The organism is Citrobacter sp. GW821-FHT07H02, from assembly GCF_059418505.1.
This window is the reverse complement of record NZ_JBWKPZ010000028.1, coordinates 15,421-39,500: the sequence shown is the minus strand read 5'-3', so window position 1 is coordinate 39,500 and position 24,080 is coordinate 15,421. Positions and strand designations below refer to the sequence as shown.

The following is a 24,080-nucleotide window of genomic DNA, read 5'->3' as shown; positions in this document are numbered from 1 at the left end:
TTCCTGATTAAAGTGAAGGATTAATTGAGAGTAACGCTTCGAAGAATGACATAGGGGCCATTGCGGTCCTGACAACGTTCAGCAAACACGGCCAGAACGCCGCGTATGTCCTCCACCTCGCGGCCAGCATAATGGCAGATACTACCTGACCATTTATATTTGCCCGTACTGAAGCGAAACAGTCGGGATCCAGGATGTTGCCGGTACAGGGTCATTGCCTGGCGTTTGCTGATGATTTTCATATCCAGCCTCGCTCTGCGAACGACACAATGCCCTCTGAACCGATGACCAGATGATCGAGCGTGTTCACATCAACCAGTGCCAGCGCTTCTTTAAGCCTGCCCGTAATGTTGCGGTCGCATTGGCTGGGCTCCGGGTCACCGGATGGATGGTTATGCGCCAGTACGACAGCTGCAGCATTGAAGCGAAGCGCTGATTTCACTACCTCACGGGGATGGACTTGCACATGGTTAATCGAACCGGCAAATAGCGTTTCACTCTCCAGTAAACGATGCTGGTTATCGAGATAGAGCACCATAAACACTTCCCGTTCTTGTCCTGCCAGATGTAACCGAAGCCAGTCACGGGCAGCAGTACTGGAGGTAAAGGATATACCGGGGTGGCGCAGATATTTATCCAGCAGATTGATAGCCCGGCGAATGGTGCGTTGGGCATAGGGGGTTAATCCGGAGGTCGCGGGGAGCAAACAACCATGCTGGGTCATAATCGCCAGTGGAAAGAGTTCAGGCTGAGATGACAGCGGGGATAATGCGGTATTCATGTTCGGTATCCCTCAGTCGATGAGATGCATAATGGCGCTGCACTCTGGATGGTTCAGCACGTAGTCGCGTAAGCGATAATAGTGCTCAGTCATCGCGTCACACTCGGTGCGACAGGCGTGGTGATTGTAAGTCATCAGACAGGCGACCATCCCTGCAGCTTCACTGGTAAGCTCTGCGCCATTGCCGTTCATGCTGTTGAACAATGTCCACTTCTCATCGTGATCTGACTCGGGAGCCATAAAAGCGCCGCGGTTGCTGAGTGTCGAAAAGCGCCAGATACCACCTTGGTAATCGGAACACAGCCGATCCATCCAGGCAAAGATTTGGGGCTCAAGCGTTATCCATTGCGGGATGGTGCCAAAGTGCTGTGGCCAGAAGCCAATGCGTAACTCGTCAGGGACCGCTGAGGCAGTAATTACGGTATGCTCCTCGAACTGATGATTTTTTGTATTCATTAAACTATCTCCTTATACCGGAACTGTTGTTTAACGCCCGAAAAATTCGAGCATGTTTTCTGCCATAACCCACAGGGCGCGATTGAGCTTCACATCGCCGTCAATGCCGGTAACGGCACGGGTGCGGCTGCTTTTCCCCTGTGCGGTTCGCCCTGACAGACCTCCTTTCATCAGGTTCTCCTGCACGCGCTGGTAGACAGTCCACAGGTCATCGCCGTAGTCCTCCCGACGACGCGGAGTCAGCAGCTGCGATACCGTGACCGGCTGGTGGTCTTCGCCAAAGCGATATTTCAGCGCGGCATTCGCCAGCGCGTGACGGGCCGGGGCTGGCAGCGCCAGTGACTGCATCGCATCGCGCTTCTCCTCCACCCGGTCAAAGACCCCGAGCACTTCGTAAGCCCCTTCAATCACCTTCTCGACGACATTGCCTTTATGCGGTACCCGCACTTCTCCGAATGACTGGCCGCAGACCAGACCATTGGTACAGACGCCTCGAAATAGCCCCGGCAACATCTGGTAGCTTGATGAGCCGTCATGGCTGTTAAGTAGAATGATTTCCGGCACCTGATGTCCTGACAGTTGACCGGCACGACGCAGGCGAAGCATGTGTTTGGTGTACTCCCGCTTGCTCTGGTCCCGAACCTTCGTCTGGCAGGCAAAGAACGGCTCAAAGCCTTCACGCTGCAGGCTTTCAAGGATGGTGATGGTCGGGATGTAGGTGTACATGTCTGAACGAGATTCATGTTTGTCACTCCCGAACACGCTGGGGACATGACTCATCAGCTCTTCGTAGGTTAGAGGCCGGTCACGTCGTATCTGGTTTATACGGCCAAAGCGGCTGGCTAATCGCATGGGTAACTCCTTATGCAGTGGGTAAAAAGACAAAAGGCCACACTTCCCGAAAGAGGTGTGCCCTGACTTTGTTTGTATCGGTGATGTGCTGGTGGTGGTTATGCAGGAAATTTGCGGATGCCATAACGAGTGATATACCGGTTCAGCCAGTAACCGGCATCCGGCTCAAAGTTCCAGGCTCGCCAAACCATGCAACGCTCATGACGGATAACCAGACGGAAATGCGTACCCTGGTCGTCCTCTATAGCAATGTTGGAATATTGAGCCGCAACCGCCTCTGCCTGCTGGCGCGAAAACGGTCCCTCTGGTAGTTCAGTGAGTTCAGGCATACAGGCTCCTTAAAACAAAAAGCCCCTGTGGCATAAGCGACAGGGGCTGAATCAAACGGGTAAAGAATTGGCTAAGACGCCTTACCTCCGACAACCGTGACTTGCAGCGGTTGGTAATACTGCGGGTCGAAAACAGACAGTGGCAGGTCAATCTGGTAACCATTACGCTCTTCCGTTGCCTTCATGATTTCGACAGAGCTGACGTTTTCCACGCATTCGTTCTCCAGCGAGGCTTCCTGAGAGCGAGTCGCATCGCTCTCACCAAATGCAGCCACCGCCATATTCCCCTTAACCAGCGTGTTTCCCCCTTTGTCTTTCAGACGTAGGGAGAGCGTCAGAGGCCCAAACCCCTCACCACTGCCGCCGTTGTCCAGGCGAAACTGCCACACGCAGACATTGCCCGGCACCCAGACCATGTCTGTGTTGCGGATGCTGATGTAACGCTGTTCTTCGGCCTGAGCCGGTGAAAGCAAACAAAGGCTCAGAGCGAAAACTGAGATAACGCCTTTCAGCTTCTTCATGGATTTTTCTCCTGATTCTCCGGCAGATAGAGTTTCCCCATTTCCTTGCCATCGTGCGAATACACCACCGATTTTTCACCCGTGTAGCTGTCGGTTTCAATCCGGAAGCTCAGGGTGATATTGTCCGCAAGACACAGGGCAGCAATCAGAGGCTGCACCGTTTTCTGCTGCATATCCGCAATGTAGTAATAATTGCCTGACTCACAGCCTTCCGGCGACTGGTTGGTTTTCATCACCGTATATTGCGGTGTGCCGAAAGCATCCTTCTTTACCCATTCCTGGGCAATATCGGATTTATGCGAGACAACCTTGCTGAACGGTGGCGGAGTCAGGTCCTTAAAACTTGCTATCGTTTTCACACCCGCATCTTCCTTGCGGTCGCAGCCAGAAACCCCCATGGCACCGATAACCATCAAAACAGTGAGAACAGGTCGATACAATTTCTTCATGGTGCAGATTCCTTATTAATCGTCCGTTCCTTGGCTTCAGCAATTGCCGGTGCTCCGGCACAACTCTGCCAGACTCTGTTGAGCTACCCACTGCTGCAGTTTCTGCTCTGAGGCAGAACGCTTCGCCGCCAGGGCAGCTTGCTGCTGTTTGTTGACACAGTTTTCCGGGAATGCGGCAAGCACCTGGTTGCTGTGAGGTACATCAGCCAGCCCCAGCTGATACTGGGTGTCGATGATAGTGAAGTAACACCCTTTCCCCTGGTCTTCACTCTGATAGACCGAGGTCAGATCGGAGTAATAACCGCTGGCAGGTTTCAGATTCAGCTTGCGCACGGTATGCGTTTTCTTATCGGCGAGAAAATATACACCGCCACCACGCTGACGCAGCAGGAATTGCCTGGTCCAGGGATAATTGCCAATCACACTGGCCTGATAGAGCGTATTGTTCAGCGCGTCGTTGTCCATGCCATCTGCTGATTTCCAGCCATCCGCCTGCATGTACTGCCAGAATTTGACGGTACCCACGACAGTTTCAGCAGACGCCGGAAAGGTAGCGCCTGCGCAGAGACTGACGGCCAGCACCGTTGTAGTCAGTATTTTCTTCATCATGATTCCTTATGAGGTAAAAGACCGTCGCCGGTTCTGGCGAGCAGTGAGTGAAAAACGTGAAAATGGGGAAGAGCTCTGAGGAATTCCGGTTCGGTGAGAACGTTGCGAATCTGAAGGTTGGGCACGAACAGTTCCGGGTGCAAGGTAACTGCATGGATATCATTCAGCGGAAACACCGCCACTCGATGATGGTGCTCTCCAGTCAGATACCAGTGCCCGCCGCAGAGTACGAGGCGGTATGGTGCAAGCCCTGAGCAACGACAACCTTCAGCCAGCAGCGTCACGCGACGACGCTCTGATATGGCCCTTACAAGGCGTGTAAATATGCCTGGCCTGGGTGGCGACAATGACTCTGACTCTGCCCATATGAGACAAGGAGACTCACCGGGTCCACTTAACAGGGAACTGACCATGTGGTTATCCATGTCAGGAAACAGGGCCTCCACGCCTGACTGACGAGCAAAAGTCAGTACAGCCAGTTCGCGTTGATGACTACCAGAGAGCAGACGACAGGTGCCGTCGCGATATTCCAGATCCAGGTACATCAGTCGCTCACGAAAATCCCGGCGGAGGGTGCGGATCGATACACCAAACTCTGCTGCAAGAAGGCCCATATCCAGTGTTTCGCCAGCAACAAGGCGACTGATAATGAGGGACAGCCGAACCGCCAGCCGCTCATGGCGACGCTCAGTCTGGGACATTAGATTTTCTCCATCCTGTTAACAGGCTGAAAATTAAGTGATTAGTGTAACGAAGGGGCCGGACAGGGTATGGACATGGGAAGGCGTATTTTTTCAGTATGTGGATTTCAGCCATGATGCGGCTTTGCGCCTAATCGATGGGTTAGTTGCTCATTAATTGAGCGCAGCAAGGACAGGGAGTGTCCGCCATAAGCGGTTTGTCATAAGAAAATCCAGTCCCAGACGGCACGGGCAACGGTTACCACGGCTTCCCGCACGGTTCGAATCACCGTTTTCAGTGGCGCAGGCAGGAATGACGATGACTCAGCCGTATCGAAAACACAACCCACAGCGTCACCGAAACTGTCACGGGCCTGCGACTTTACCGGCTCTGTGCAGAGTCTCCCGTGCAGTTGTGTCACCACCGGACTGGTGGCGCGGTCAGGCAGACAGCGCATCATGGTTGCCACCATATCCTCAATGCCCCATCCAGTGCTGGCGGACACCGCACAGACCGGATGATGCGGTTTAAACATCGCCATAATCGCAGCCTGCTTCGCTTTAAGATTTCCCTGTTGGTGTGTTGAAGGTTTGCTGGTGAGGGTATCCCATTCATGACAGGGTTCGATTTTGTCGGCCTGGTTAATCACAAACAGTACCTTTTGCCTGTAAGGTTGCATCACACCGTGCCAGGACTGCTCGTCCACGGTTAGTGCCCGATCATCGGCCTTAATGACCCACAACACCAGATCCAGTTCCGGCAGGATTCGACGGTACAGGGCACGGTATTCTTGATCCCGCCGCCCGTTTTCACCAACCCCCGGTAAATCGACAATCACCAGACTGTGACGACCGCTGCGCAACCGGAAGCGCAGTACGTCGCGAGTACAGGCGTTCACATCACTCACCGGGGACACCTCACCCCGGAAAAGTTCGTTGCAAAGAGAGGATTTACCTGTACCACTTTTGCCCATGATGCCAATTACCGGCTCGTAATGGGTCAGGTTCTGGATACGTTCAAGAATAAGCTGGCGAAGCGTGTGCGGAAGCGACGCGAGCGGTTGTTCAAGGGCCTGAAGGCCGTCAGGTTTATTCATACAGTAGTCTCAGCGTGAAAAATAAAAAACCCCGAGTTCCAGTCAGGAAAGCGGGGATTCACAGAGATAATATCTATCTGAAATTATTTTGAATTTTAGATTAATACACAAAGGACCTTGTGTAGCCCAGGACTAAACGAGATCCGCTTCGTGCCAAATGCGGACGTTGCAGTACATTTCGCTTTCGACTCACTGCGGACCTTTAGCTAAGTCAGCAATGTCCGTTGCGTGCCAGCAGCGGGAATTACTTACACAAATGCTGTATTATTTATCTGTAAGGGTAGTAAAGTGTGGACCTGAAGTGTCAAGATGATTATTAGCAATACATATCGTGCAAAAAACCATTTAATTTAGTTATGAAATTAATTTTAAAAAGTAAAGGATTCCAACTATATGGCCAAACAGTTTATGTTAATGGAACCAAAAAATGAAAACTTCAATGAATTAATTGGAGGTTCAAATAAGTACATTGTTCCTAGATTTCAGCGAGATTACGCTTGGGATATAGATCAGTGGGAGGACCTTTGGAGTGATGTCACAGCACTTGATGATGAAGGTTTTCATTATATGGGATACATAGTTCTTCAGCAAAAAGAACAGTATCAACATGAGGTCATTGATGGTCAACAACGATTGGTAACCTTGTCGATTATAGTTCTGGCTGCCATGAAAGCTATTAAAAATTTGATAGACAAAGGAGAGGAGGTTGAAGAAAACACAGAGCGACTTGATGCAATAACAAAGACATTTGTGGGTAATAAAAACTTCGTTTCATTAAAGGTGGTTAGCAAGCTAGATTTAAATAGAAATAATAAAAGATATTTTCAAAGCATTTGTTCAAACTTAGAAGCCCCTAATACGCGTGGAACTACATCTACAAATAAGTTACTCAGGAAATGCTTTGATTTTTTCCAAAAAAAGGAATTTGGTAATTCCGGCGCTGATATCGCACAGTTTATCGCCGATTTTTCTTCGAGTATGGTTTTTACAAAAATAGTTGTTCAAGATGACTTAAATGCATACAAAGTATTTGAAACTTTAAATGCTAGAGGTGTCCAGTTATCCACACCAGATCTCTTAAAAAACTATTTATTTTCGATAGTAACTAAGGATGAAAAAATCGGAGATGAGGAATTAGATGAGTTAGATGAGCAATGGTCGGAGATTATCGATCAGTTGGGAGAAAGCAATGTTTCTGATTACATTAGATATCATCATAATTCTCACAGAAAAATGGTCACAAAAAATAATTTATACACTTCAATGAGAAAAGTAATAACGACCCCTAAAGAGGCATACGATTATTTAAGATCACTGATAAATTCCGCACCTATTTATGCCTCATTGATTAACCCAAATGATTTATGGTGGGCAGAGCAAGATGCTAAATACAAGAAGGCAATTCATTATCTTAACGGCATTAGGCTTTTTAATATTAAACAGCCATTAACAATATTGCTATCAGCTTTTAATCAATTCAGTCCAGATGAGTTCGTCACCCTTACTCGTTATTTATATATCTTATCAATTAGATACAATGTTATTTGTCATTTATCACCAAGTGAACAAGAAACTATGTATAATCAAATTGCAATTAAGGTTTCCAATAAGGAATACAAGAGAGCTAGTAATGTGAAAAATGGGGATGAATTTAAAAGATTATATCCTGATAATAACGTGTTTTTTAATGCTTTTGAATTTCATCGAATGCCAAGTAGACAAACAGCAAAAAAAATCAGATTCCTTTTGGCTGAAATTGAACAATATCTTGGTAATAATTGCGATCATGAAAAAGTCACACTCGAACACATTTGTCCATTTAACCCAGAGAAAGAGTGGTGCAATTCGTTTGGCGAGGGGGTTAACGACGTAAAGGATAGGCTGGGAAATATGATTTTGATGGATAAGGATAATCTAAAAAGAGCTTCATTTGAAGTGAAGAAAAATGAATATGGGAAATCGAAATATAAATTAGCGGCCAAGGTTAAACAGTATCCTGAATGGAATTTAGAGGCAGTCAATGATTTTCAAAAATGGATGTCGGAACAAGCAGTAAATGTATGGAAAGTGGTTTAATCTATCAATAGAAACATAGGCGGCAGTGGGATGTTTTACTGACAGTTCGATGAGTCTTGGTATTACTTCCCACTAGGCCTACTACCTGTCTTCAGTTATATCATTATGAGGCAGGCCCGATATTAACAAGTCCGCTCCTCGCTCATAGCGGACCTTCAGCTCAATCAGTTTGTCCGCTTAGTGTCAGAAGTAAACGTTCTAATTTTCATACCTCGACTATGTGCTCTGTACGTAACGGGACAAGGAGGAGATAGTGAGAGGACCCTAGATCGACTCAAAGGGTCGACTCAGATTCATCACTACAATGAGAAATCAGACGAAGAAACCACTGAGATCACAACGCTATTTAGCAGATCGCCGATAAGATTTTGATGCTTGCCAGGCATGTTTCATCTTCTCAATAAACTCCAGCTTCTCTTCAGGCTGGACGTTCCACACATCCATAGCCGCAATAATCATGTCATAACGCATGGACGTATTATAAGGGCGAAGATAGCCCGCTATTCGTTCTTTTCCTTTGAGATAGTCCCAGAGATAGACTAACTGAATTTCATCATCACGTGACATCCAGTCAAAATCTGTCAGAAAAAAATCATATTGCTCAAGCCAGCGCTCATGCAGTTTTTTGAAATAAGAGATCTTATCTCCAAGTGAGCATGGAGCTTCATCAATGTATCTCATCACACCATTGATGAGTTCACGCTCAGTTACCGGGGTGGGGTTGTACAGATCGGTACTTGCTCCCGCGTTCAGATAAAATCGGGAGAAAACACGTTTCGGTTTTTTCGAGGCTGTGGCCTTTGGATTGGTTATCAGGTCCCAATCGATATCGTCCAGGTCGATATTCAAATTAGGGAAATCAAGATTTGTGAAGATATTATTATCCATTAAAAGAGAATTAAATCTTCCTGAACAACCGAGGTCATTCCCCAACCCACCAAGCGTCAGCCCTGCAGATAATACTGGGTATTCAAAAATATAATGGTGAGCAAACCACAATGCTCTTGGTGTACCTTTGAAACAATCAAAATAATCTTTATCAATCAGTAGCAGTTCAGCCCATTCTTTAAGAGTTTTCCGGCCAACTTTGATCCTGTCCTGATCGCCCAGGAAATGCCGTTCAAGGATCTCAGAGATTAAACGTCGAAACTGATCCGGCGAATCATAAGTACTCCACTGTAAGGAGTAATCAGTGTTGGAAAGCGCACCAAGCATTTTTAGATACATTATCTCGTAGCGGATCATATCGTACTGCAACATCGTCTCTTCCCTCTAATTCTGGCTCCTGAACACAGATTAGCATGAGCATCTTTTAGGTAGAGGGACTCGGGTCACAGGCTGAGGGATGACTGATTTTTTACTGATATCCTACTGATTTTATTGTGATAATACTCTGACATTTTACTGCATTATTCCTATGGTTTTTTCTCTACGAATCTCCTCTGTTCACCTCATTAAAATCGTTCAACAGCAGATATGAACATTTGGGTTTTTAGTATAATTAAAGGGGACTCCCTGTTTCTATACCACTCTGCTCGCAGCTCCTTCCCCCAACAAGCAACCCTGCCTGTATTCCCCTGGATACACAGTTCCCTGTATCTGCCATATCTCCGCTTCTCTTAAAAATTACATCTCATCCCAATCCTTTGAACACTACCTGACAAAGGATAAATCAATGCACACACCTTACCCCTTTAATCCCAGATACACGATGAACTGGTTTCTACTGTCTCTAATCAACGACCACCTGAATCAGCTACTGAACCGATACTCCCGAATACAGGCACTCAGACTCGACCTGTTCTATCAGAAAGGTACAGAGCGCTATAAACGCCATTCATGGAACGAAACCGAACGAGAGGTACGTGTACTGATTGAACGCACCCTGCAGCACACAAATCTGGCTGGGTATTTCTGGGTACTCGAGAACTCTGTAGACCACGGGTGCCATGCCCATATCGTGTTCTATCTCGACAGGCACCTTAACCAAGCTACCTACCCAATAGCTGAGAGAGTCGGAACAATATGGCGGGAAATAACGCAACGAGAAGGCTATTACAACCGCTGTGAATACAAGCCCGCTTATGAAGTCAGTATTGATAAGCCAGTGAACTACGATGATACCGAAGCCATCCATACCCTGCGCTACATCATCAGCTACCTCGCCAAAGAAGAGCAAAAGCACGGTCACTATCACTACGGAGTCAGTGAAGTACCGTCGCCCAGCGGACTGGGGCGTCCTCGCACGGTGTAGCTCGCGTTCTGCACTTTTTTACGTATCAATCCATTGATGTGGAGGGCTGGTGGTAACGAGCAATCAACCACCAGCTCAGGATAATCCCACAATGGAAGACAGCATCATGACAGAACAAATTTCTTTGCTTGATGATCAACTGGTGGATATGCGATTCATCACGAAGCTAACGGGGCTGACAGATAAATGGTTCTACAAGCTGATAAAAGATGGCCTGTTTCCGAGACCAATTAAGCTGGGCCGCAGTTCCCGCTGGAAGCAAAGCGAAGTCGAATTATGGTTACAGCAGCGCATTACGGATTCGCGCGGCCAATGATACAACCCATTCAATTAAGCTACGCCTTTGCCGATACCCCAATCCTTAAAGCACCATTCAGACTCGGCTCAATTCAAGCGATATCGTTTATCACCCCATTCACTAAAGTTCTCCATTCTGAAGCTGAAAAACTGAAGCTCCCCTATCCCCGGCCTATTTGGCATTATGTTGAACCGCTACCACACGGGCGTTTATTACCTCAGGGGAGCTTCATGTTTTTAACGATGCGTCAGAACAATCCTGCGCCTGGCATATAACGTTTCCGCAGACAGCTGGAATTCATATTCCGCTGCCTTCAGCTTTCTCGATTTAAGCATCTTCATCGTAACGCCGCTGATCTGCCCTGCCTCAACCCCTTTCAGAATTTCCCCGGCACTCAGCATGAGCTGTTGCTTCAAAATCGACAGCAGACTTACCTGAAATGAACGGGAAATCCTAACACTAACGCGGACCCGCTGGTGGGCAGTGATGCTTACCGGCCAGCGTTCCTGAACGGTAAAATCAGGCCGACCCGATAGCTCGGCATTATTTCGCTTCAGCGTAGCTGTGTCATAGGCAAAATGTAGAACCGTGGCTGCATCGTTCATCATCAATCGGTGATGAAGTTCGCGGTCAATTTTGCTGACGTGCAGGCGCGTAAACAGGGAGATATTCCAGGTGTAATCGCAGTGTGTGCATTTGTAGATACTCCACACGTCCAGCACCTTCTTTTGCGAATTAACCCGAAATGCCCCCGAAGGCAAAAAGTCCCGTTTAATGCTGCATGAAGGGCAGCGTTTCGCGATGCGCTGACACCCCACAGGCGTGACGGTCCATGTAACTTTCATAACGTACCTTTTTTAACCCATACAAAACCGGATCCGCACTGAACGGACCATAGATGTTTATGTTCGAAAAATATTTAAGAGTTATTTTTCAGCGGGTTAAAAAAAGATTTCCAACGTTACAATCCTGTCAACGACCAAAGAGATACAGTAAGACTATCAAAGCGGCATTCATTGGACATATGAGTTGAATCAATATTCATAATGTTATCAGCAGCATCTCTTGATCTGACCCGCTAAACGCCGCGCAGAAATTCTGTATATTTAGTAGACAACTAAACGACAGATGGTGCGTGTTATGACATAGCACGAACAGTTTTGTCAGGCCTATGAGATGCCGATATCCGCCTGTATTCTTGCTTAGAGCGCATTTACTCTTTCCGGTGATGCAACTCGATGGATTTACTTTCTGCTGGCGGCAGGATGGCCTTCCACTACGCGGCACTGCTAGCCGGTATAGCCGTCATCTATTGGTTTCCGGTCTGCTTAAACTGGGCAAGCAGCACCAGGGGCAGTCAGTATCACCGGTAGGCTGCCAGGAGCAATAATGCAAAAGAGATTAAGGAGGGTTTATGTTTTCTTACGTGATGCTGGGTACTAACGATCTAGAGCGCGCCATAAGGTTCTACGATCCGCTGATGGAATTGCTTGGACATCCAAAGGCAGGCCGTAATGAAGAAGGCGCATCCTGGGGGACGTTCAGCAATAACCATACCATCGGATTGTGCGTCGGCAGGCCCTTTAACCAGCAACCAGCGAGCGTTGGTAATGGCACGATGGTCGCACTGAATACCCACTCGTTTGAACACATCCAGCAGTTGTACGAACTTGCTATCAGTCTGGGCGCCAGGGATGAAGGTACACCGGGGCACAGGCCACAATACGGACAGGGATTCCATAGTGCCTATGTACGCGATCCGGACGGGAATAAACTGGCGTTTGTGTTCTATGCCGATGAGGGTTGAACATCAAACTGACAGTTTTCGTGTTGTGTATGAAAGCGGCGACGCACCGGACATAGCCAGAGAGTAGCCGTCGGCATAGCGTCAGGTGGTAACTCTTGTAGTCGCAGAGACTGGGGCAGGAGAATCACTAAACAGGAAGCCTTATGCAAATAATATCGTCAAGATGCATCATTCGACCATTTCAGTCACACGAAATTGAAAGTTTTATGGTGTACCGTAATGATGCTGAGTGGATGAAATATCAGGGATTTAAGGGGCTAACAAAAGAGGACTATGAAGCAGAGTTGCTGGGAGTTCTTACACCTGCTCGCGGTATTCAATTGGCCATTGTCAACAAGCTGACGCAGGTTTTGATTGGTGATATTTATTTACGTCAGCAATGCGATGTGTTTTGGCTCGGCTATACCATCAGTCCCGCTTATGCTCGCCAGGGATATGCAATTGAAGCAATTACCGCCACGATCGACTGGATAAAAGAGAACGGTTTTTCACTCATCAAAGCCGGTGTGAATCCGGAAAATACCCTATCAATAAAATTACTTATCAGGATTGGCTTCAACTTTTCAGGAATCGAAGAGGGTGAGCATATTTATGTTCTGGATTTAACAAAAGGAGAATAACCTCCGGAGGGGAAAAGCCAATGAGGCCATATAAGGGGTACTAAAACCTGCATTCGTCAGTGCACCTGCCTTTTTTCAGTAAATGAGCTGGCGTTCGATTTCCGAAGTACATCACACTTTTTCTACTGAAACATATCCCTTCTAAAACTACGTGTTATTATTACGCTCCGTAAATACCTTTCAACTCTACCCGAGGCTTTGATGCTGGAGAATGTAATCATCCGATAATCAGCTTACCGACCTTTTCAGGCCGGACTGATTATCAATGCGCCGAAATCGAATGCGGACACCGCTGTGTGTTTGCACATTTTGCACATGATGATTAAACAGGTTCTTCAGTATGAATTTATCCCGTCAGGAACAACGTACGTTACACGTTCTCGCTAAAGGTGGACGTATTGCGCACGTCCGCGATTCTTCAGGCCGCGTCACTTCCGTTGAATGCTACAGCCGCGAAGGGCTGTTGCTGACCGACTGCACGCTCGCCGTCTTCAAAAAACTCAAAACCAAAAAACTTATCAAGTCCGTCAATGGTCAGCCCTATCGAATCAACACTACCGGGCTGAATAACGTTCGCGCTCAGCTCGATAATCGCTAAGGAGAGTTTCTATGACAGCACACCACTTCACTTTTCAAATCACAGATGAAAGTGATGCCAGTGATATCCGGGAAGTCGAAACCCGCGCATTTGGCTTCAGCAAAGAAGCCGATTTAACGGCCTCTTTACTTGAGGATGAAAGCGCGCGCCCTGCGTTATCGCTGCTGGCCCGACATGAAGGCAAAGCCGTCGGGCATATTTTATTTACCCGGGCAACCTTCAAAGGGGAAATGGATTCACCGCTGATGCATATCCTCGCTCCCCTGGCAGTCATACCGGAATACCAGGGGATGGGCGTGGGAGGACGGTTGATACGCACTGGCATCGAGCACCTGAAATCGATGGGCTGCCAGACAGTATTCGTTCTCGGCCACGCCACCTATTACCCCAGACATGGGTTCGAACCCTGTGCCGGAGACAACGGCTATCCGGCACCTTATCCCATCCCGGAGGAGCACAAAGCCTGCTGGATGATGCAATCACTCACCGCTCAGCCCATGAACGTGACCGGCCACATCCAGTGCGCGCAGGCCCTGATGAAACCGGAGCACTGGCGTGAATAACAATCTTGTTGTGCCCTTGTTGGTGCTTAACCCAATAACAGGAATTAAATAATGGATATCCCACGTATTTTTACCATCAGCGAAAGTGAACACCGCATCCATAACCCGTTCACCGAAGAGAAGTACGCCACGCTGGGTCGCGTGCTGCGTATGAAGCCGGGCACCCGCATTCTTGATCTCGGCAGCGGCTCGGGCGAGATGCTCTGCACTTGGGCCCGGGATCATGGCATTACGGGGACTGGCATCGACATGAGTTCGCTCTTCACCGCGCAGGCCAGACGCCGCGCGGAAGAACTCGGCGTCAGCGAACGCGTACATTTTATTCATAATGATGCGGCGGGTTACGTCGCCAATGAAAAATGTGACGTGGCAGCCTGCGTCGGCGCGACCTGGATTGCCGGAGGCTTTGCCGGGACAGTCGAACTGCTGGCGCAGAGCCTTAAACCGGGCGGCATCATGCTCATCGGTGAACCTTACTGGCGCCAGCTTCCGGCAACGGACGAGATAGCCCAGGCCTGCGGCGTCAACTCGACAAGCGATTTCCTGACGCTTCCTGGGCTTGTCAGCGCGTTTGACGACCTCGGCTACGACGTGGTGGAAATGGTACTGGCGGACCAGGAAGGCTGGGATCGGTATGAGGCCGCGAAATGGCTGACCATGCGCCGCTGGTTGGAAGCCAATCCTGACGACGATTTCGCCGCCGAAGTCAGGGCCGAGCTAAACATCTCGCCGAAACGCCACGTAACGTACGCGCGGGAATACTTTGGCTGGGGCGTGTTCGCGCTTATTGCCAGGTAACAACAGGTTCCCGGTATTTCTGACCGGAAATACCGGGGCCTTCGTCTTTGCTTTGATCTGAGGCATCACCTGCACAATACATACTCAGTATATTTATTAATCAGGATGTCACCATAAGGAGCATCATATGTCACAACATGAACAGTTCTGTCAGGCTTGCGGAATGCCGATGTCGGCACCCGATGCACACGGTGCCAGCGATCAATATTGTGCATATTGCAGCGACAGTAATGGCAATCTTAAACCCTGGGAAGAGGCGGTATCAGGCTTGGCCAGCTTCCTTGATTCCTGGCAAAAAGTCGGCCCGGAAGAAGCAACAAAACGGGCAAAACGTTATCTGACGGCGATGCCCGCCTGGGCTCATAAAGCAGATGAATGAAAAACAAAGCCTGCGTGATTTAGACAGGCTATCTTCTCTCCCCTGGTTCCATAAAGGAGAGCAGATGTTTTCTTACATTATGCTAGGGACCAATGATCTGTCACGCGCCATTACATTTTACGATCCGCTGATGGATATACTGGCGTATCCTCGCGGCGGCACGGACGAGGGGGCACCAGGCCTACGTCCGCATTTCGGCGAAGGTTTCTACAGCGCTTACGTCAGAGATCCCGATGGCAACAAGCTGGCTTTCGTGTATTACACCGCACAATCCTGAGAACGATAAACCGGGGGCCTCAGTGCCCCCACCTGAAACTAAACCGATCCCGCAAATTTCAGAAGAGCGTTGGACGAGTTGATAAATGCCGAGATGTCTGAATGTTTTTACGCCAGAACTCCATAGTGTGCCAACCAAAGAACAGTAACGACACCCGACACAGGCTTACTTCGCCTCCGCCGATAACACATAGCTAATCCGCCATTCACACCCTGCCCGCGTAGCCCGTACAGGGACTGCTGACGCCTACGAATTGTCTGGCAGGAGCCAATACTATGTACGCCAAATCCTTTATCGCTCTCGACGGTAACGGTCGTCTGACCGGTGCCCGTATTGCGCAGACTGCCCCTTACGACAGGTATACCTGCCACCATTGCGGCAGTGCGCTGCAATACCAACCTGGATACGACACAGAACGCCCGTGGTTTGCACACCGGCACGGCGATCTAACAGAGAACGGGCGACAGCACTGCCCGTATGTAAATCCTGACTCGGGTGAAAGGCAATTAGCCAGACGGCTACAGCACTTCCTCCCCAATGCTATCCTCAGGGTCAGTAAAGCCGACTGGCTCTGCGCACCATGCGAGACCAGTTAGTTATAGCCTGAGTTGTCGTAGTGGAGATTTCAGTTATCCAACTGAAATAGCGTCATGAGAATGCTGAAGCTCTTTTTTGCCGCCAATCTTTAAACTTACGTACGAAGCGGTGATATTAGTCGATGTAGGACTGTGACTAGCGATAACGTCCAATTGAATTGCATGCTCATCCTGCAAAGAGGCTCACAATCGAAAACAATCCGGTTTGGGTCGGAATACGCAAGCGTGCTAATGCTCATTCTTAAATGCTAGGAAATCTTGCTTCTTATTGTTACTGTATAACAAAAAATGAGGTCACCATGAAAACTACGTTATACAAAGATTTCACATTTGAAGCCGCACACCGTCTTCCCAATGTTCCTAAAGGCCATAAATGCGGCCGCTTACACGGACACTCTTTTGTCGTGCGCCTTGAGATAACTGGTGAAGTTGATAAACACACAGGTTGGATTATTGATTTCGCTGAACTCAAGGCCATTTTCAAGCCGACGCTAGATCGCCTGGACCACTACTATCTCAACGACATCCCTGGCTTGGAAAACCCAACCAGCGAAGTACTCGCCAAATGGATATGGAGTCAGGTTAAAACACAGTTGCCAATTCTGAGTGCTGTCATGGTGAAAGAAACCTGTAGTGCGGGTTGCGTGTATCGGGGTGAATAGCCCGAGATTGAACTTAGCTGTGACGTTATAGGTTACAGCTAAGTTTTTCACCTTTACTACAATTTAAGATAACTACGTATGCAGTCCAGCATACTCGTACTGCCTTTTCCGGAAGGTTGCAATAATGGTTTATCCCCTCGCTCTTCCTTTATCGCGTAATAAGCAGAATGTTTAGAACTAAGCCAAGCAAAAATAAATACATCCGCTTCTCTAGCCAATGAACGCAGCATGGTTGAGCCGCCTTTATCGTTGTTGAGGCGAATATCGGCCTGAGGATAATCGGCTAGTAGTTGTTTTTTCACACGCTGTGCTACCGACTCAGTCAATGTATAAATGCCCACTACCTTGTCATTCAATGTTGATCCGACACGAACCTCATCATTTTTCTCCCCACTGTCCTCTAAAATTTGTGGGGGAATTTCACAGACAAGTCCGCACTCACCAGCAAACTGAGCCAATAGGTTCCACTGCAATTTACTATAGCGGGCTGGGTTGCGGTAAAACATGTTGAGTACCAGATTGAATAATTGTTCTCTGGCAAGTTGGTCAGCAGTTGGGTAGACCAAGAACAGTTCCAGCAAATCCAGCCAGGCGCTAGCGCTGGTGGTACCTGAACTCTCGATCATCATCTGCAGGTTTTCTATTAGTTCGCGGTAATCGTGCGCATTACTATCGCCCTCTAAATAACCGCGTGTTAGATCACAGGCAGTAAAGATATCTTCGCGAGAACTATTGTCGTCCAGCGCCAATTGTTGCAGCAATGCTAACCGGACAGACTGCCAGGAAGCACTTGTTTGATGGTTATCCAGCCACTCGAGCAGTACTGGAATGGCATCGCGCAACACCATGCTGGCGCAGTTGTTGGTTTTATCCAGCAACGAAACAAATGCCTCGGGCTGGAAAGCCGCTGCGTTCCATTGGCCGCAGGCCTGTTCTACCGCTTCTATCGCCCCCGACCATCGAGGGTTATTTAAGACTTCCTTCAACCAGTCCTGCCAGTTATTGATACCTGCAGTATCATGTTCTGTTCGTTTGGATGGCAGCATCAACTGTAAGGCAGTGTAATAACGCTGGAAGGCCGGTTTCGCCAGTAACAAGTCGCGCTCTTGTTGAGCCAGTTGTTGCAGATAGCTTACAGCCTTCACAGCAGCTTCTGCACTGCCTATGACCCAAGCACATTGCAAAGCAATAGCTGCACCGCGAGCACTGACCGGTAGTAACAGTAATTCTTTCAGAACGCTTTCAGGATATTCATCGGCTCTGGCAAGCAATTCATCGGTGCTCGCCACCGGTAGCGAGGCCACAGCAACGGCCGGGAATGCTTCCAGCAACCGGCGGATCCAGTGCCGGTCATCGTCTGTTGCCCCCTTCATACCGGCAACCACTTGTTGTGCCTGTTCCCTCAGTCTTGCAGGATCACTTTGTGTGTCAGAAAGTAACCACAGTAGGATATTTTTGATCGCCGATGGCGTGTTTATACCCTGCGTCACTTGGAACAGGCGCGGTACGTTCTTCACCAGCAAAATATTAAATGCTTGTCGTTGGGCTGCGAGGTCGCTCAACTGCTCATACTTCAGCAGAAACTGCTGATAGAAAACCGTCATCACTTCTTCAGCCAACACCAACGGGTGCGGCATATCCAAGACCTGTCGCAACTGAGTCGAATCTAGCAGGCTTTTGGCATCACCTTCCAGAGCCATGCAGCGCAGTTCGATAAACAGTTCGTTAATATGGCCTATGCCACCAGCTTCACGTAGTTCCTGCAGATAGAGGCGAGTCTGCGGCACATCACGTCGACGCAAGGCGGCACGGACGTCACGCAGAATACGGCCACGCGGGCGTAGAAGTATGAGCTGGTGAATCGGGCGGCTGGCGAGTTGTTGGCGCAAGCGCTCAATGCCATTGAAAATCTCCGGGATCCTCGACTGAGAAAGCGAGCTAAATTTGTATACTCTATCGCTATAGTGGTCTATCAACGCTTTTTCCACCGGGTCGCTCGGATCCAGCATCGTGCGCTGGCGGTTAAAGTCAGACCACGAGGTGCCGACGTGCGCGTCTAATAACTCGCGCAACTCCGCATAGTCTCGTTCCTCATCGGCCATTGCATACCAAGTCACTTTATCGTTACTGCCCTTTACTACACGCGGCAGGATCACCGGGAAGCATCCGTTGCGGACATCGTTAAGCCAGGGGGTCAACCGCTGTTGGGTTGATGCTTCTAGCAGGCCACCCGCGATTTTTTCCCAAGAGATAATATTGTTTTCTCTATGGAAAAAGGCTCGCAGGAACTTTTCGCTATCAGCGCTGTTCATTGCACACCTCCCTGTGCCGGTTGGTAAAAGTCGTTAAATGCTAACAACGCCTGCACGATGGCGGTTTTGTCTGTGGTCAAGTTAATCTGTTCATCATTGATCACGATCCCGCCGATCGTCAGATTCATTGAACCGCTTAGGAAGAAATGATCTCCGAGGAACCCTTTGGTATGCAGTACCTCTTTCTGGCCAATGTACAGGTTATCCAGCATGCCGTAGTTGGCGACGCGTTCGGTTAACTGGCGGATAAAGCGTGCATTATGCTGGGTCTCGTTGGTCATCACTTTAAGCGTACCGCCGTTGGCTACCGCACGCGCCAGCAGTTCTGAGGTCTGCACCTGACGCTGTCCCCAGGCTGGTTCGAGGTAGTCGAAACGGCCGGTGCGATTATCCAGCAGGTCGAGGTCGGTGATCCACGGCGAGACTATCCACAATTCCGCGCTGGGCTGAGCGATCTCCGCTACCAACAAGGAGCTGAGTACATCAAGAACTTCACTCTGGCGTGAGGTTCTGGATTTAAAGATACGACGGGTATTCATTGGATCGCCTCCGGAATTTCAATCATGGCGAAGGTGTCATTGTTGTGGCGGCGCAGGGCACTGACGCGCGGGTAGAAGAACAACCCATACATTTCTACTGGGGTGACTAAAAGAGTAGCGATGGCCTCATTTATTGCATCGCCCGGTTCGGCTAGTAACTCGCATTTACCATTATTTTCCAGATGCTGGTGACACTGCTGCATCCAGTCTGGTTGGCTGAGCGCCACCTGAGCACAACTGTGCTGCACCACATGGGCCAGCAGGAGGCGCTCGGTTGGCCCGGCAAAGCTGTAAGGGTTGTACCAAGTTAGCCAGCTATCACGAATGGTATGGCCACGTGGCCACAGTAGGCCATTACAGGTATTTAAACGCCAACTCTCCAAGTTGTGCTGCCCTTGGCTAGCTTGTTGTAGTTGCTGGTCAAGCGCGCTGGACTGACTACAGGTAAAGGCATAGACACGCTGTGGTAGTTCAATACCCAGTCGCTGCTCCTGCTGTCGCCAATCCTGTTGCAGTTGCAGTAAAAAGACATCGCTGCTGGCATCGGTCCCCGGCCGTAATAGGCGGGTGTTGATCGCCGACAGGAAGCTGTGGCTGGTCATAAAGCCGCTGCGCTGCAATTCTCCCAGCAAGTTGCGCTGCGCCTGAACCTGGCTGGCATGATCGTTGGCAAGGCGCATTTCGTTCATACACGCAGGCAGGGATGATGTCGGGTTTACCATGGTTTGCAGCAGGTGCCAGACATTATTGTCCATTGTTTCGTAGTCGCCTGGACTGAGGTTAAAGTCTAGCAACTCGAAGAAACTGCGCGGATCTTCACGGTAAATCTGTTGGATCTTCTCAATGATACCGCCACCGCCCACGGTGGTTTCCGACAGCCAGATTTCGCGCTGGTCAGGCGCGAGCAGCGCAGTGCGCACCGGCCCACCGTTGAGGTCAAGGATTAGGTCGTTGTCGTCGGCATCTGGGCACAACTGCATAGCGGTTTGCAGCAGCGCCGCACCCAGTGTGTTGGTGAAGTTGAGGGTCAACCACTCCAACCAGGTGTTATCCAGCGGTTGCCACAGCAGTTCCACCCAGTCGGCAATTCTTGCCATCACCGGAGCCTGGGACAACAGTTCACGCAAGCTTTGCTGTAGATCCTGCTCTATCTCTTCACCGGTCTGCGCATCATACAACGTCTGGAAGATTCGAGCAGGAACGTCAATCAAGGCGATCCCTGCGCTGTTGTGTTCCATTGCGCGGAACGCCTGCTCCGGGGTGCAGTTTTTCAATACTGCTTCGCTGCCAATACCTGCCAGGACAGTTTCTGCCAGCCAACCGCCGAGGAAAGTATTAACACTGATTGCCTCGTCGTGGCTGACTTCATACAGGAAGCGCGCTGTGCGCAATCCGGCCACCAGTTCACGGTTGTTGCTGATGCTAGCGAGATCAAAATTAGGTAACCGACACTGGAATTTTATCGCATCTACCCACAGCGAGAAGCCAAACGCAGCGGGTTCGCCTTGGTGTTCAAATTTGAAGTCAATCTGCAGGTCTTCACGCTGGTCGCTGAATTTAATATTGGCACGTGATCCGGTGGCAAAGCGCACGGCTTCGATCGGACAGTGCTGCTGGTGGCTGTAAAACTCCACCTGCTGGAAAATATCCTGCCAGGCATTGTTGGATGGCACTTCCGCAGGGATGCCGTTCTGAGGTGGACGGATCTCGCTGTGCCAGTTAAGAAACGCGTTTGAGGTTTCACTCAGTTTAAGGTCATCTGGTGGCGTGCTGGCAGTCACTTCCCAGGCGCGGAAGCAAGGGATAACCTGCATGCCAGTGCGAGTGGTAATGTGACAATCGGGCATGGACTCCCGTTTGTCTGGCGGGCAGTAATCATCAATCGGGAATGGATGCGAACCATCTTTCAGCTCGAGTTTTTTCGGCACTAGCCAGTGGCATTCGCGAATGTTTTTGATGGCAAAGCGCTTGCTGATACGCCCCGGGGCAAAATCTTTCATCCCCTGCAAAATCGGCATGCTGTGCGCATCGGGTTCCTGACCGACTTCACCTAGCAGGTTAATCTGTAACTCCGGCAGGCAGAGGTCGTTAAACAACGCGGACGGTATAAAATCAGGCATCGGCGTGCTTTTGCGGCAGTTATCGGCCTGCTCAATGCCAAGGCGCGACCAGTTGGAGCGCAGTCTTCTAAGTACCGTAGGAAGAAACGCGGTCATAATCGCGCGTGGGGGTTGCCACAGCAATGACTGCAGCAGTTTTTCGTCCTTAATCCCCAGTGCTTCAGCCAACCATGAGTTAAACTCCTGCTGGGTTTTCTGGCTGTTCAGAAGGTCTTCAATCAGATCGGCCAGCTTTGACTGAGCTTCAGATGGCTTACCTTTGTCCTGCGGGACGGATAGGTCATCCCAGATACCACGATTCCACTGATTAAGATACTCGTTACGGCTGGAGAGCCAGTCCATAGTGGCAAAGGCCGCCTGCATACGCAGTACGTAACTGTTGCCGACCGGCAGTTGGCGCGCCTTTAGTACCGGCTCAAACAGGTTTTCGTAGCACTGAAATGCCATGCGATCACGGCCATAGTCGGACAGCACAACCACGGTCCACGGGCGCATGGTTCGTTGACGTCCAGCACGCCCTTTACGCTGCAGGAATTGGGCATTATCGCGCGGGGCTTTATGCTGGATAACGGCACCGACGTTCGGGTCGTTAAATCCGACCTCAAGTGACGCGGTAGCGACAATCAGATCCGCAGCATGGTCGACGCCAGCATCCTGCGAAGAGGTGCGCTTAACGTTGCTGCGGTCAGCAGAATCGAGTGTATGGCCAATCATTTTAGCCAACGGCCATTGCTGACCAAAGGTAAATTTCTCTTCATTTGGCGCATCGCCGCGCAGCATCGCCAGCGGTTCTTTTTTGGCATTGATATTGCCATTCGAGTAACGCCCCTCGGCATCCAGTAGCTGGAAATAGAGGCGGTTAATGACGTCAATATCATCTGTAAATATAAAACTGCGCGTGCCGTACATACCGTTGCTGACCGGCACTGCGGCGTTGTCGAGCATACGCCTGGTTAGCATGGAGGCCTGAATGGTGGTGGACAAAAGGCTAGAGCGGGACGCCGGGTCGCCACGTAGAGCCAGCATATACTCCGCGCCCTCTGTCTCCATATCGTCTTCGATCGGACTAACTTCCGCCACTAGGTACTCTTCCAACCCGGTTAACGAAGCCATAAAGCGCGTCGCCTGCTCCAACGTTGCGGACAGTCCAACAAAGTGCGGTGTAGCACCGGACAGATGCCGCCAGCGGCGGATCAGCATGCCGTTCTGTGCACCGCTGACGCCGGAATAGGTATGCACCTCATCAAGCAGCATCATCGATGGCGGGACGACATTTTTGCCGATGCCAAACAGCGATGCCAGAAACGGGTTGCCCATCTGCTTATTCAGCATTTCGGTGCTGGTAAACAAAATATCTGGCAGTTCGATCTTCATACGCTTACGCGTCAGGATCACTTCATCAGGCTCGATGGTCTGCGTACAGCTATCGCAATGCAGACGTTCAAAGCTGTTTTCAAGATCAGCGGTGCGCCAGACCATTTTGCCACGACAGCTATCCGTCGGGCAGGGAATATACTGGCAGGACATGCCGTCACGATGCCGGCTCCAAGCCGTTTTCATGTAGTCACGATAAATCGCGTCTTTATCTAGCGGCACCATGCCGAAAAGAGCGGCGATACGTACTTTGCGCACGCCTTTTTCTTCCAGCAAACCGTTCAGTTTACGTACCTGACGCAGCGTTTCGATAAACTGATCTTTCAGCAGTTCATTGCGAGGGTAAATTGCTAGCGCCTTTACCGCATCTTTTCTTTTGGCGACCAGTTCACTGCCGATAAAGGTCAGAGCAGGCAGATAGAACGCCAAAGTTTTACCAGTCCCAGTTCCGGCGCAGACAATGGTAGCAGTCGAGCGGTGCTGGCTCTGCTGCAATCCGCGCAGTACGTTTTTGCAGGCTTCTTGTTGAAAGTAGGCGAGGTTGTACATTCCGCTCGAATGGCTGAGCAGGGCCGACAGTAACTGGCGGTGCGTAGAGGTAAAACCAGTTATTTCATCAAGTTGCTGCAAAACTTCAGCAGCCTGTTGGTTACGCTTCGGGTATTTGCGTTGGCGGCGTAAGAAGCGATAGTCGGACACCAACGTCGATGCGGTACGCCAGTTATTGTTAAGGCCGTGCTTAGGAAACATCTGGCGCAACTGGCTGTAAAGGCGCACTGCCTCCGCCATGCGGGTACGAAACACCGAAACACCATTTTGCTGGTGACGCAGTAGCAATCCACGATCGATCATAACTTTCGCTATGCCAAAACTAGTTAGGCCGTTGGCCTCGAGCGGGTGGTTCTGTAAGACCTGAGAAATAGTATTACGGAGTTCGGTCTCAGTGAAAAAACCTTGTGTGTTACCCCAAGTGAGGAGTACCGCCTCCTGCGACTCCAGCCCATCAAGTACTGCGCGAATAATCTGTTCCATT

Annotated in this window: 26 protein-coding genes and 1 pseudogene; 12 read left to right on the top strand and 15 right to left on the bottom strand. The window is 49.7% G+C overall.

Features of this window, described 5'->3' with window-relative positions:
• Positions 1 to 20: 20 nt before the first annotated feature.
• The 10 genes from AC07NP_RS20965 to AC07NP_RS20920 form a co-directional block, all read right to left on the bottom strand.
• Complete coding sequence (locus AC07NP_RS20965; RefSeq protein ID WP_063963757.1) at positions 21 to 242, bottom strand: DUF987 family protein; 222 nt, start codon at positions 240 to 242, stop codon at positions 21 to 23.
• Positions 239 to 781, bottom strand: coding sequence for a RadC family protein (gene radC / locus AC07NP_RS20960; protein WP_169330390.1), 543 nt, complete (start codon positions 779 to 781; stop codon positions 239 to 241). The genes AC07NP_RS20965 and radC overlap by 4 nt, the downstream gene beginning before the upstream one ends.
• A gap of 12 nt (positions 782 to 793) precedes the next feature.
• A complete protein-coding gene (locus AC07NP_RS20955; protein WP_001093282.1) occupies positions 794 to 1,237 on the bottom strand; it encodes an antirestriction protein in 444 nt (147 codons plus the stop codon).
• Positions 1,238 to 1,267: 30 nt separating this feature from the next.
• Positions 1,268 to 2,089 carry a DUF932 domain-containing protein gene (locus tag AC07NP_RS20950; protein WP_169330391.1) on the bottom strand — a complete coding sequence of 274 codons (822 nt, stop codon included), beginning with the start codon at positions 2,087 to 2,089 and terminating at the stop codon, positions 1,268 to 1,270.
• 98 nt (positions 2,090 to 2,187) lie between these two features.
• Entirely contained in the window at positions 2,188 to 2,418 is a 231-nt protein-coding gene (locus AC07NP_RS20945) for a DUF905 domain-containing protein (protein ID WP_063925496.1), read from the bottom strand.
• 71 nt (positions 2,419 to 2,489) lie between these two features.
• Positions 2,490 to 2,939: an IrmA family protein gene (locus AC07NP_RS20940; RefSeq protein ID WP_000734140.1), complete on the bottom strand. Its 450-nt coding sequence runs from the start codon at positions 2,937 to 2,939 to the stop codon at positions 2,490 to 2,492.
• Positions 2,936 to 3,388, bottom strand: a complete 453-nt coding sequence (locus AC07NP_RS20935) for a YfjS/YafY family lipoprotein (RefSeq protein WP_000737933.1) — start codon at positions 3,386 to 3,388, stop codon at positions 2,936 to 2,938. Before AC07NP_RS20935 ends, AC07NP_RS20940 begins: the two co-directional genes overlap by 4 nt.
• A gap of 36 nt (positions 3,389 to 3,424) precedes the next feature.
• Entirely contained in the window at positions 3,425 to 3,994 is a 570-nt protein-coding gene (locus AC07NP_RS20930) for a hypothetical protein (RefSeq protein ID WP_169330504.1), read from the bottom strand.
• Complete coding sequence (locus AC07NP_RS20925) at positions 3,994 to 4,698, bottom strand: helix-turn-helix transcriptional regulator (RefSeq protein WP_169330392.1); 705 nt, start codon at positions 4,696 to 4,698, stop codon at positions 3,994 to 3,996. Before AC07NP_RS20925 ends, AC07NP_RS20930 begins: the two co-directional genes overlap by 1 nt.
• Positions 4,699 to 4,898: 200 nt before the next feature.
• Positions 4,899 to 5,774, bottom strand: coding sequence for a GTPase family protein (locus AC07NP_RS20920; protein ID WP_169330393.1), 876 nt, complete (start codon positions 5,772 to 5,774; stop codon positions 4,899 to 4,901).
• Positions 5,775 to 6,167: 393 nt separating this feature from the next.
• On the opposite strand from AC07NP_RS20920, the gene AC07NP_RS20915 reads away from it, so the two are divergent.
• Positions 6,168 to 7,850 carry a DUF262 domain-containing protein gene (locus AC07NP_RS20915; RefSeq protein WP_488939088.1) on the top strand — a complete coding sequence of 561 codons (1,683 nt, stop codon included), beginning with the start codon at positions 6,168 to 6,170 and terminating at the stop codon, positions 7,848 to 7,850.
• 342 nt (positions 7,851 to 8,192) lie between these two features.
• Here the strand turns inward: AC07NP_RS20915 and AC07NP_RS20910 are convergent, their stop codons facing one another.
• On the bottom strand, positions 8,193 to 9,110 hold the full coding sequence (locus tag AC07NP_RS20910) for a hypothetical protein (RefSeq protein WP_494661602.1): 918 nt from the start codon (positions 9,108 to 9,110) through the stop codon (positions 8,193 to 8,195).
• A 415-nt stretch (positions 9,111 to 9,525) separates the two neighbouring features.
• Here AC07NP_RS20910 and AC07NP_RS20905 point away from each other — a divergent pair, with 415 nt between their 5' ends.
• Positions 9,526 to 10,104, top strand: a complete 579-nt coding sequence (locus AC07NP_RS20905) for a YagK/YfjJ domain-containing protein (RefSeq protein ID WP_169330397.1) — start codon at positions 9,526 to 9,528, stop codon at positions 10,102 to 10,104.
• Positions 10,105 to 10,210: 106 nt separating this feature from the next.
• Positions 10,211 to 10,420 carry a helix-turn-helix transcriptional regulator gene (locus AC07NP_RS20900; RefSeq protein ID WP_169330505.1) on the top strand — a complete coding sequence of 70 codons (210 nt, stop codon included), beginning with the start codon at positions 10,211 to 10,213 and terminating at the stop codon, positions 10,418 to 10,420.
• 218 nt (positions 10,421 to 10,638) lie between these two features.
• On the opposite strand, the gene AC07NP_RS20895 is transcribed toward AC07NP_RS20900, so the two are convergent.
• A complete protein-coding gene (locus tag AC07NP_RS20895) occupies positions 10,639 to 11,247 on the bottom strand; it encodes a DUF1062 domain-containing protein (RefSeq protein WP_169330398.1) in 609 nt (202 codons plus the stop codon).
• A gap of 569 nt (positions 11,248 to 11,816) precedes the next feature.
• Here AC07NP_RS20895 and AC07NP_RS20890 point away from each other — a divergent pair.
• From AC07NP_RS20890 to queD, 9 genes and pseudogenes are all read left to right on the top strand, one after another.
• Positions 11,817 to 12,209, top strand: a complete 393-nt coding sequence (locus AC07NP_RS20890) for a VOC family protein (RefSeq protein ID WP_032689722.1) — start codon at positions 11,817 to 11,819, stop codon at positions 12,207 to 12,209.
• A 143-nt stretch (positions 12,210 to 12,352) separates the two neighbouring features.
• Positions 12,353 to 12,829 carry a GNAT family N-acetyltransferase gene (locus tag AC07NP_RS20885; RefSeq protein ID WP_072413939.1) on the top strand — a complete coding sequence of 159 codons (477 nt, stop codon included), beginning with the start codon at positions 12,353 to 12,355 and terminating at the stop codon, positions 12,827 to 12,829.
• Between the two features lie 340 nt (positions 12,830 to 13,169).
• Positions 13,170 to 13,427, top strand: coding sequence for a YjhX family toxin (locus AC07NP_RS20880; protein ID WP_001054379.1), 258 nt, complete (start codon positions 13,170 to 13,172; stop codon positions 13,425 to 13,427).
• Between the two features lie 11 nt (positions 13,428 to 13,438).
• Positions 13,439 to 13,986, top strand: a pseudogene (locus AC07NP_RS20875) (GNAT family N-acetyltransferase).
• A gap of 55 nt (positions 13,987 to 14,041) precedes the next feature.
• The gene (locus AC07NP_RS20870; protein ID WP_169330400.1) at positions 14,042 to 14,788 is read left to right on the top strand and encodes an SAM-dependent methyltransferase; all 747 of its coding nucleotides are present in this window, start codon (positions 14,042 to 14,044) and stop codon (positions 14,786 to 14,788) included.
• A gap of 127 nt (positions 14,789 to 14,915) precedes the next feature.
• Positions 14,916 to 15,167 (top strand): zinc ribbon domain-containing protein, encoded by a 252-nt coding sequence (locus tag AC07NP_RS20865; RefSeq protein WP_172860587.1) that lies wholly within the window; start codon positions 14,916 to 14,918, stop codon positions 15,165 to 15,167.
• 64 nt (positions 15,168 to 15,231) lie between these two features.
• Positions 15,232 to 15,444, top strand: coding sequence for a VOC family protein (locus AC07NP_RS20860; protein ID WP_169330402.1), 213 nt, complete (start codon positions 15,232 to 15,234; stop codon positions 15,442 to 15,444).
• 275 nt (positions 15,445 to 15,719) lie between these two features.
• The gene (locus tag AC07NP_RS20855; protein ID WP_169330403.1) at positions 15,720 to 16,040 is read left to right on the top strand and encodes a DUF7828 domain-containing protein; all 321 of its coding nucleotides are present in this window, start codon (positions 15,720 to 15,722) and stop codon (positions 16,038 to 16,040) included.
• A 299-nt stretch (positions 16,041 to 16,339) separates the two neighbouring features.
• Entirely contained in the window at positions 16,340 to 16,702 is a 363-nt protein-coding gene (gene queD / locus AC07NP_RS20850; RefSeq protein ID WP_169330404.1) for a 6-carboxytetrahydropterin synthase QueD, read from the top strand.
• A gap of 56 nt (positions 16,703 to 16,758) precedes the next feature.
• On the opposite strand, the gene dpdD is transcribed toward queD, so the two are convergent.
• From dpdD to dpdJ, 3 genes are read right to left on the bottom strand one after another with little or no spacing between them, the layout of a single operon-like run.
• Positions 16,759 to 19,014 carry a protein DpdD gene (gene dpdD, locus AC07NP_RS20845; RefSeq protein WP_169330405.1) on the bottom strand — a complete coding sequence of 752 codons (2,256 nt, stop codon included), beginning with the start codon at positions 19,012 to 19,014 and terminating at the stop codon, positions 16,759 to 16,761.
• Positions 19,011 to 19,553 carry a phospholipase D-like domain-containing protein DpdK gene (gene dpdK / locus AC07NP_RS20840; protein ID WP_001097549.1) on the bottom strand — a complete coding sequence of 181 codons (543 nt, stop codon included), beginning with the start codon at positions 19,551 to 19,553 and terminating at the stop codon, positions 19,011 to 19,013. The genes dpdD and dpdK overlap by 4 nt, the downstream gene beginning before the upstream one ends.
• Positions 19,550 to 24,079: a protein DpdJ gene (gene dpdJ / locus AC07NP_RS20835; RefSeq protein ID WP_494661601.1), complete on the bottom strand. Its 4,530-nt coding sequence runs from the start codon at positions 24,077 to 24,079 to the stop codon at positions 19,550 to 19,552. The genes dpdK and dpdJ overlap by 4 nt, the downstream gene beginning before the upstream one ends.
• Between the last annotated feature and the right edge of the window lies 1 nt (position 24,080).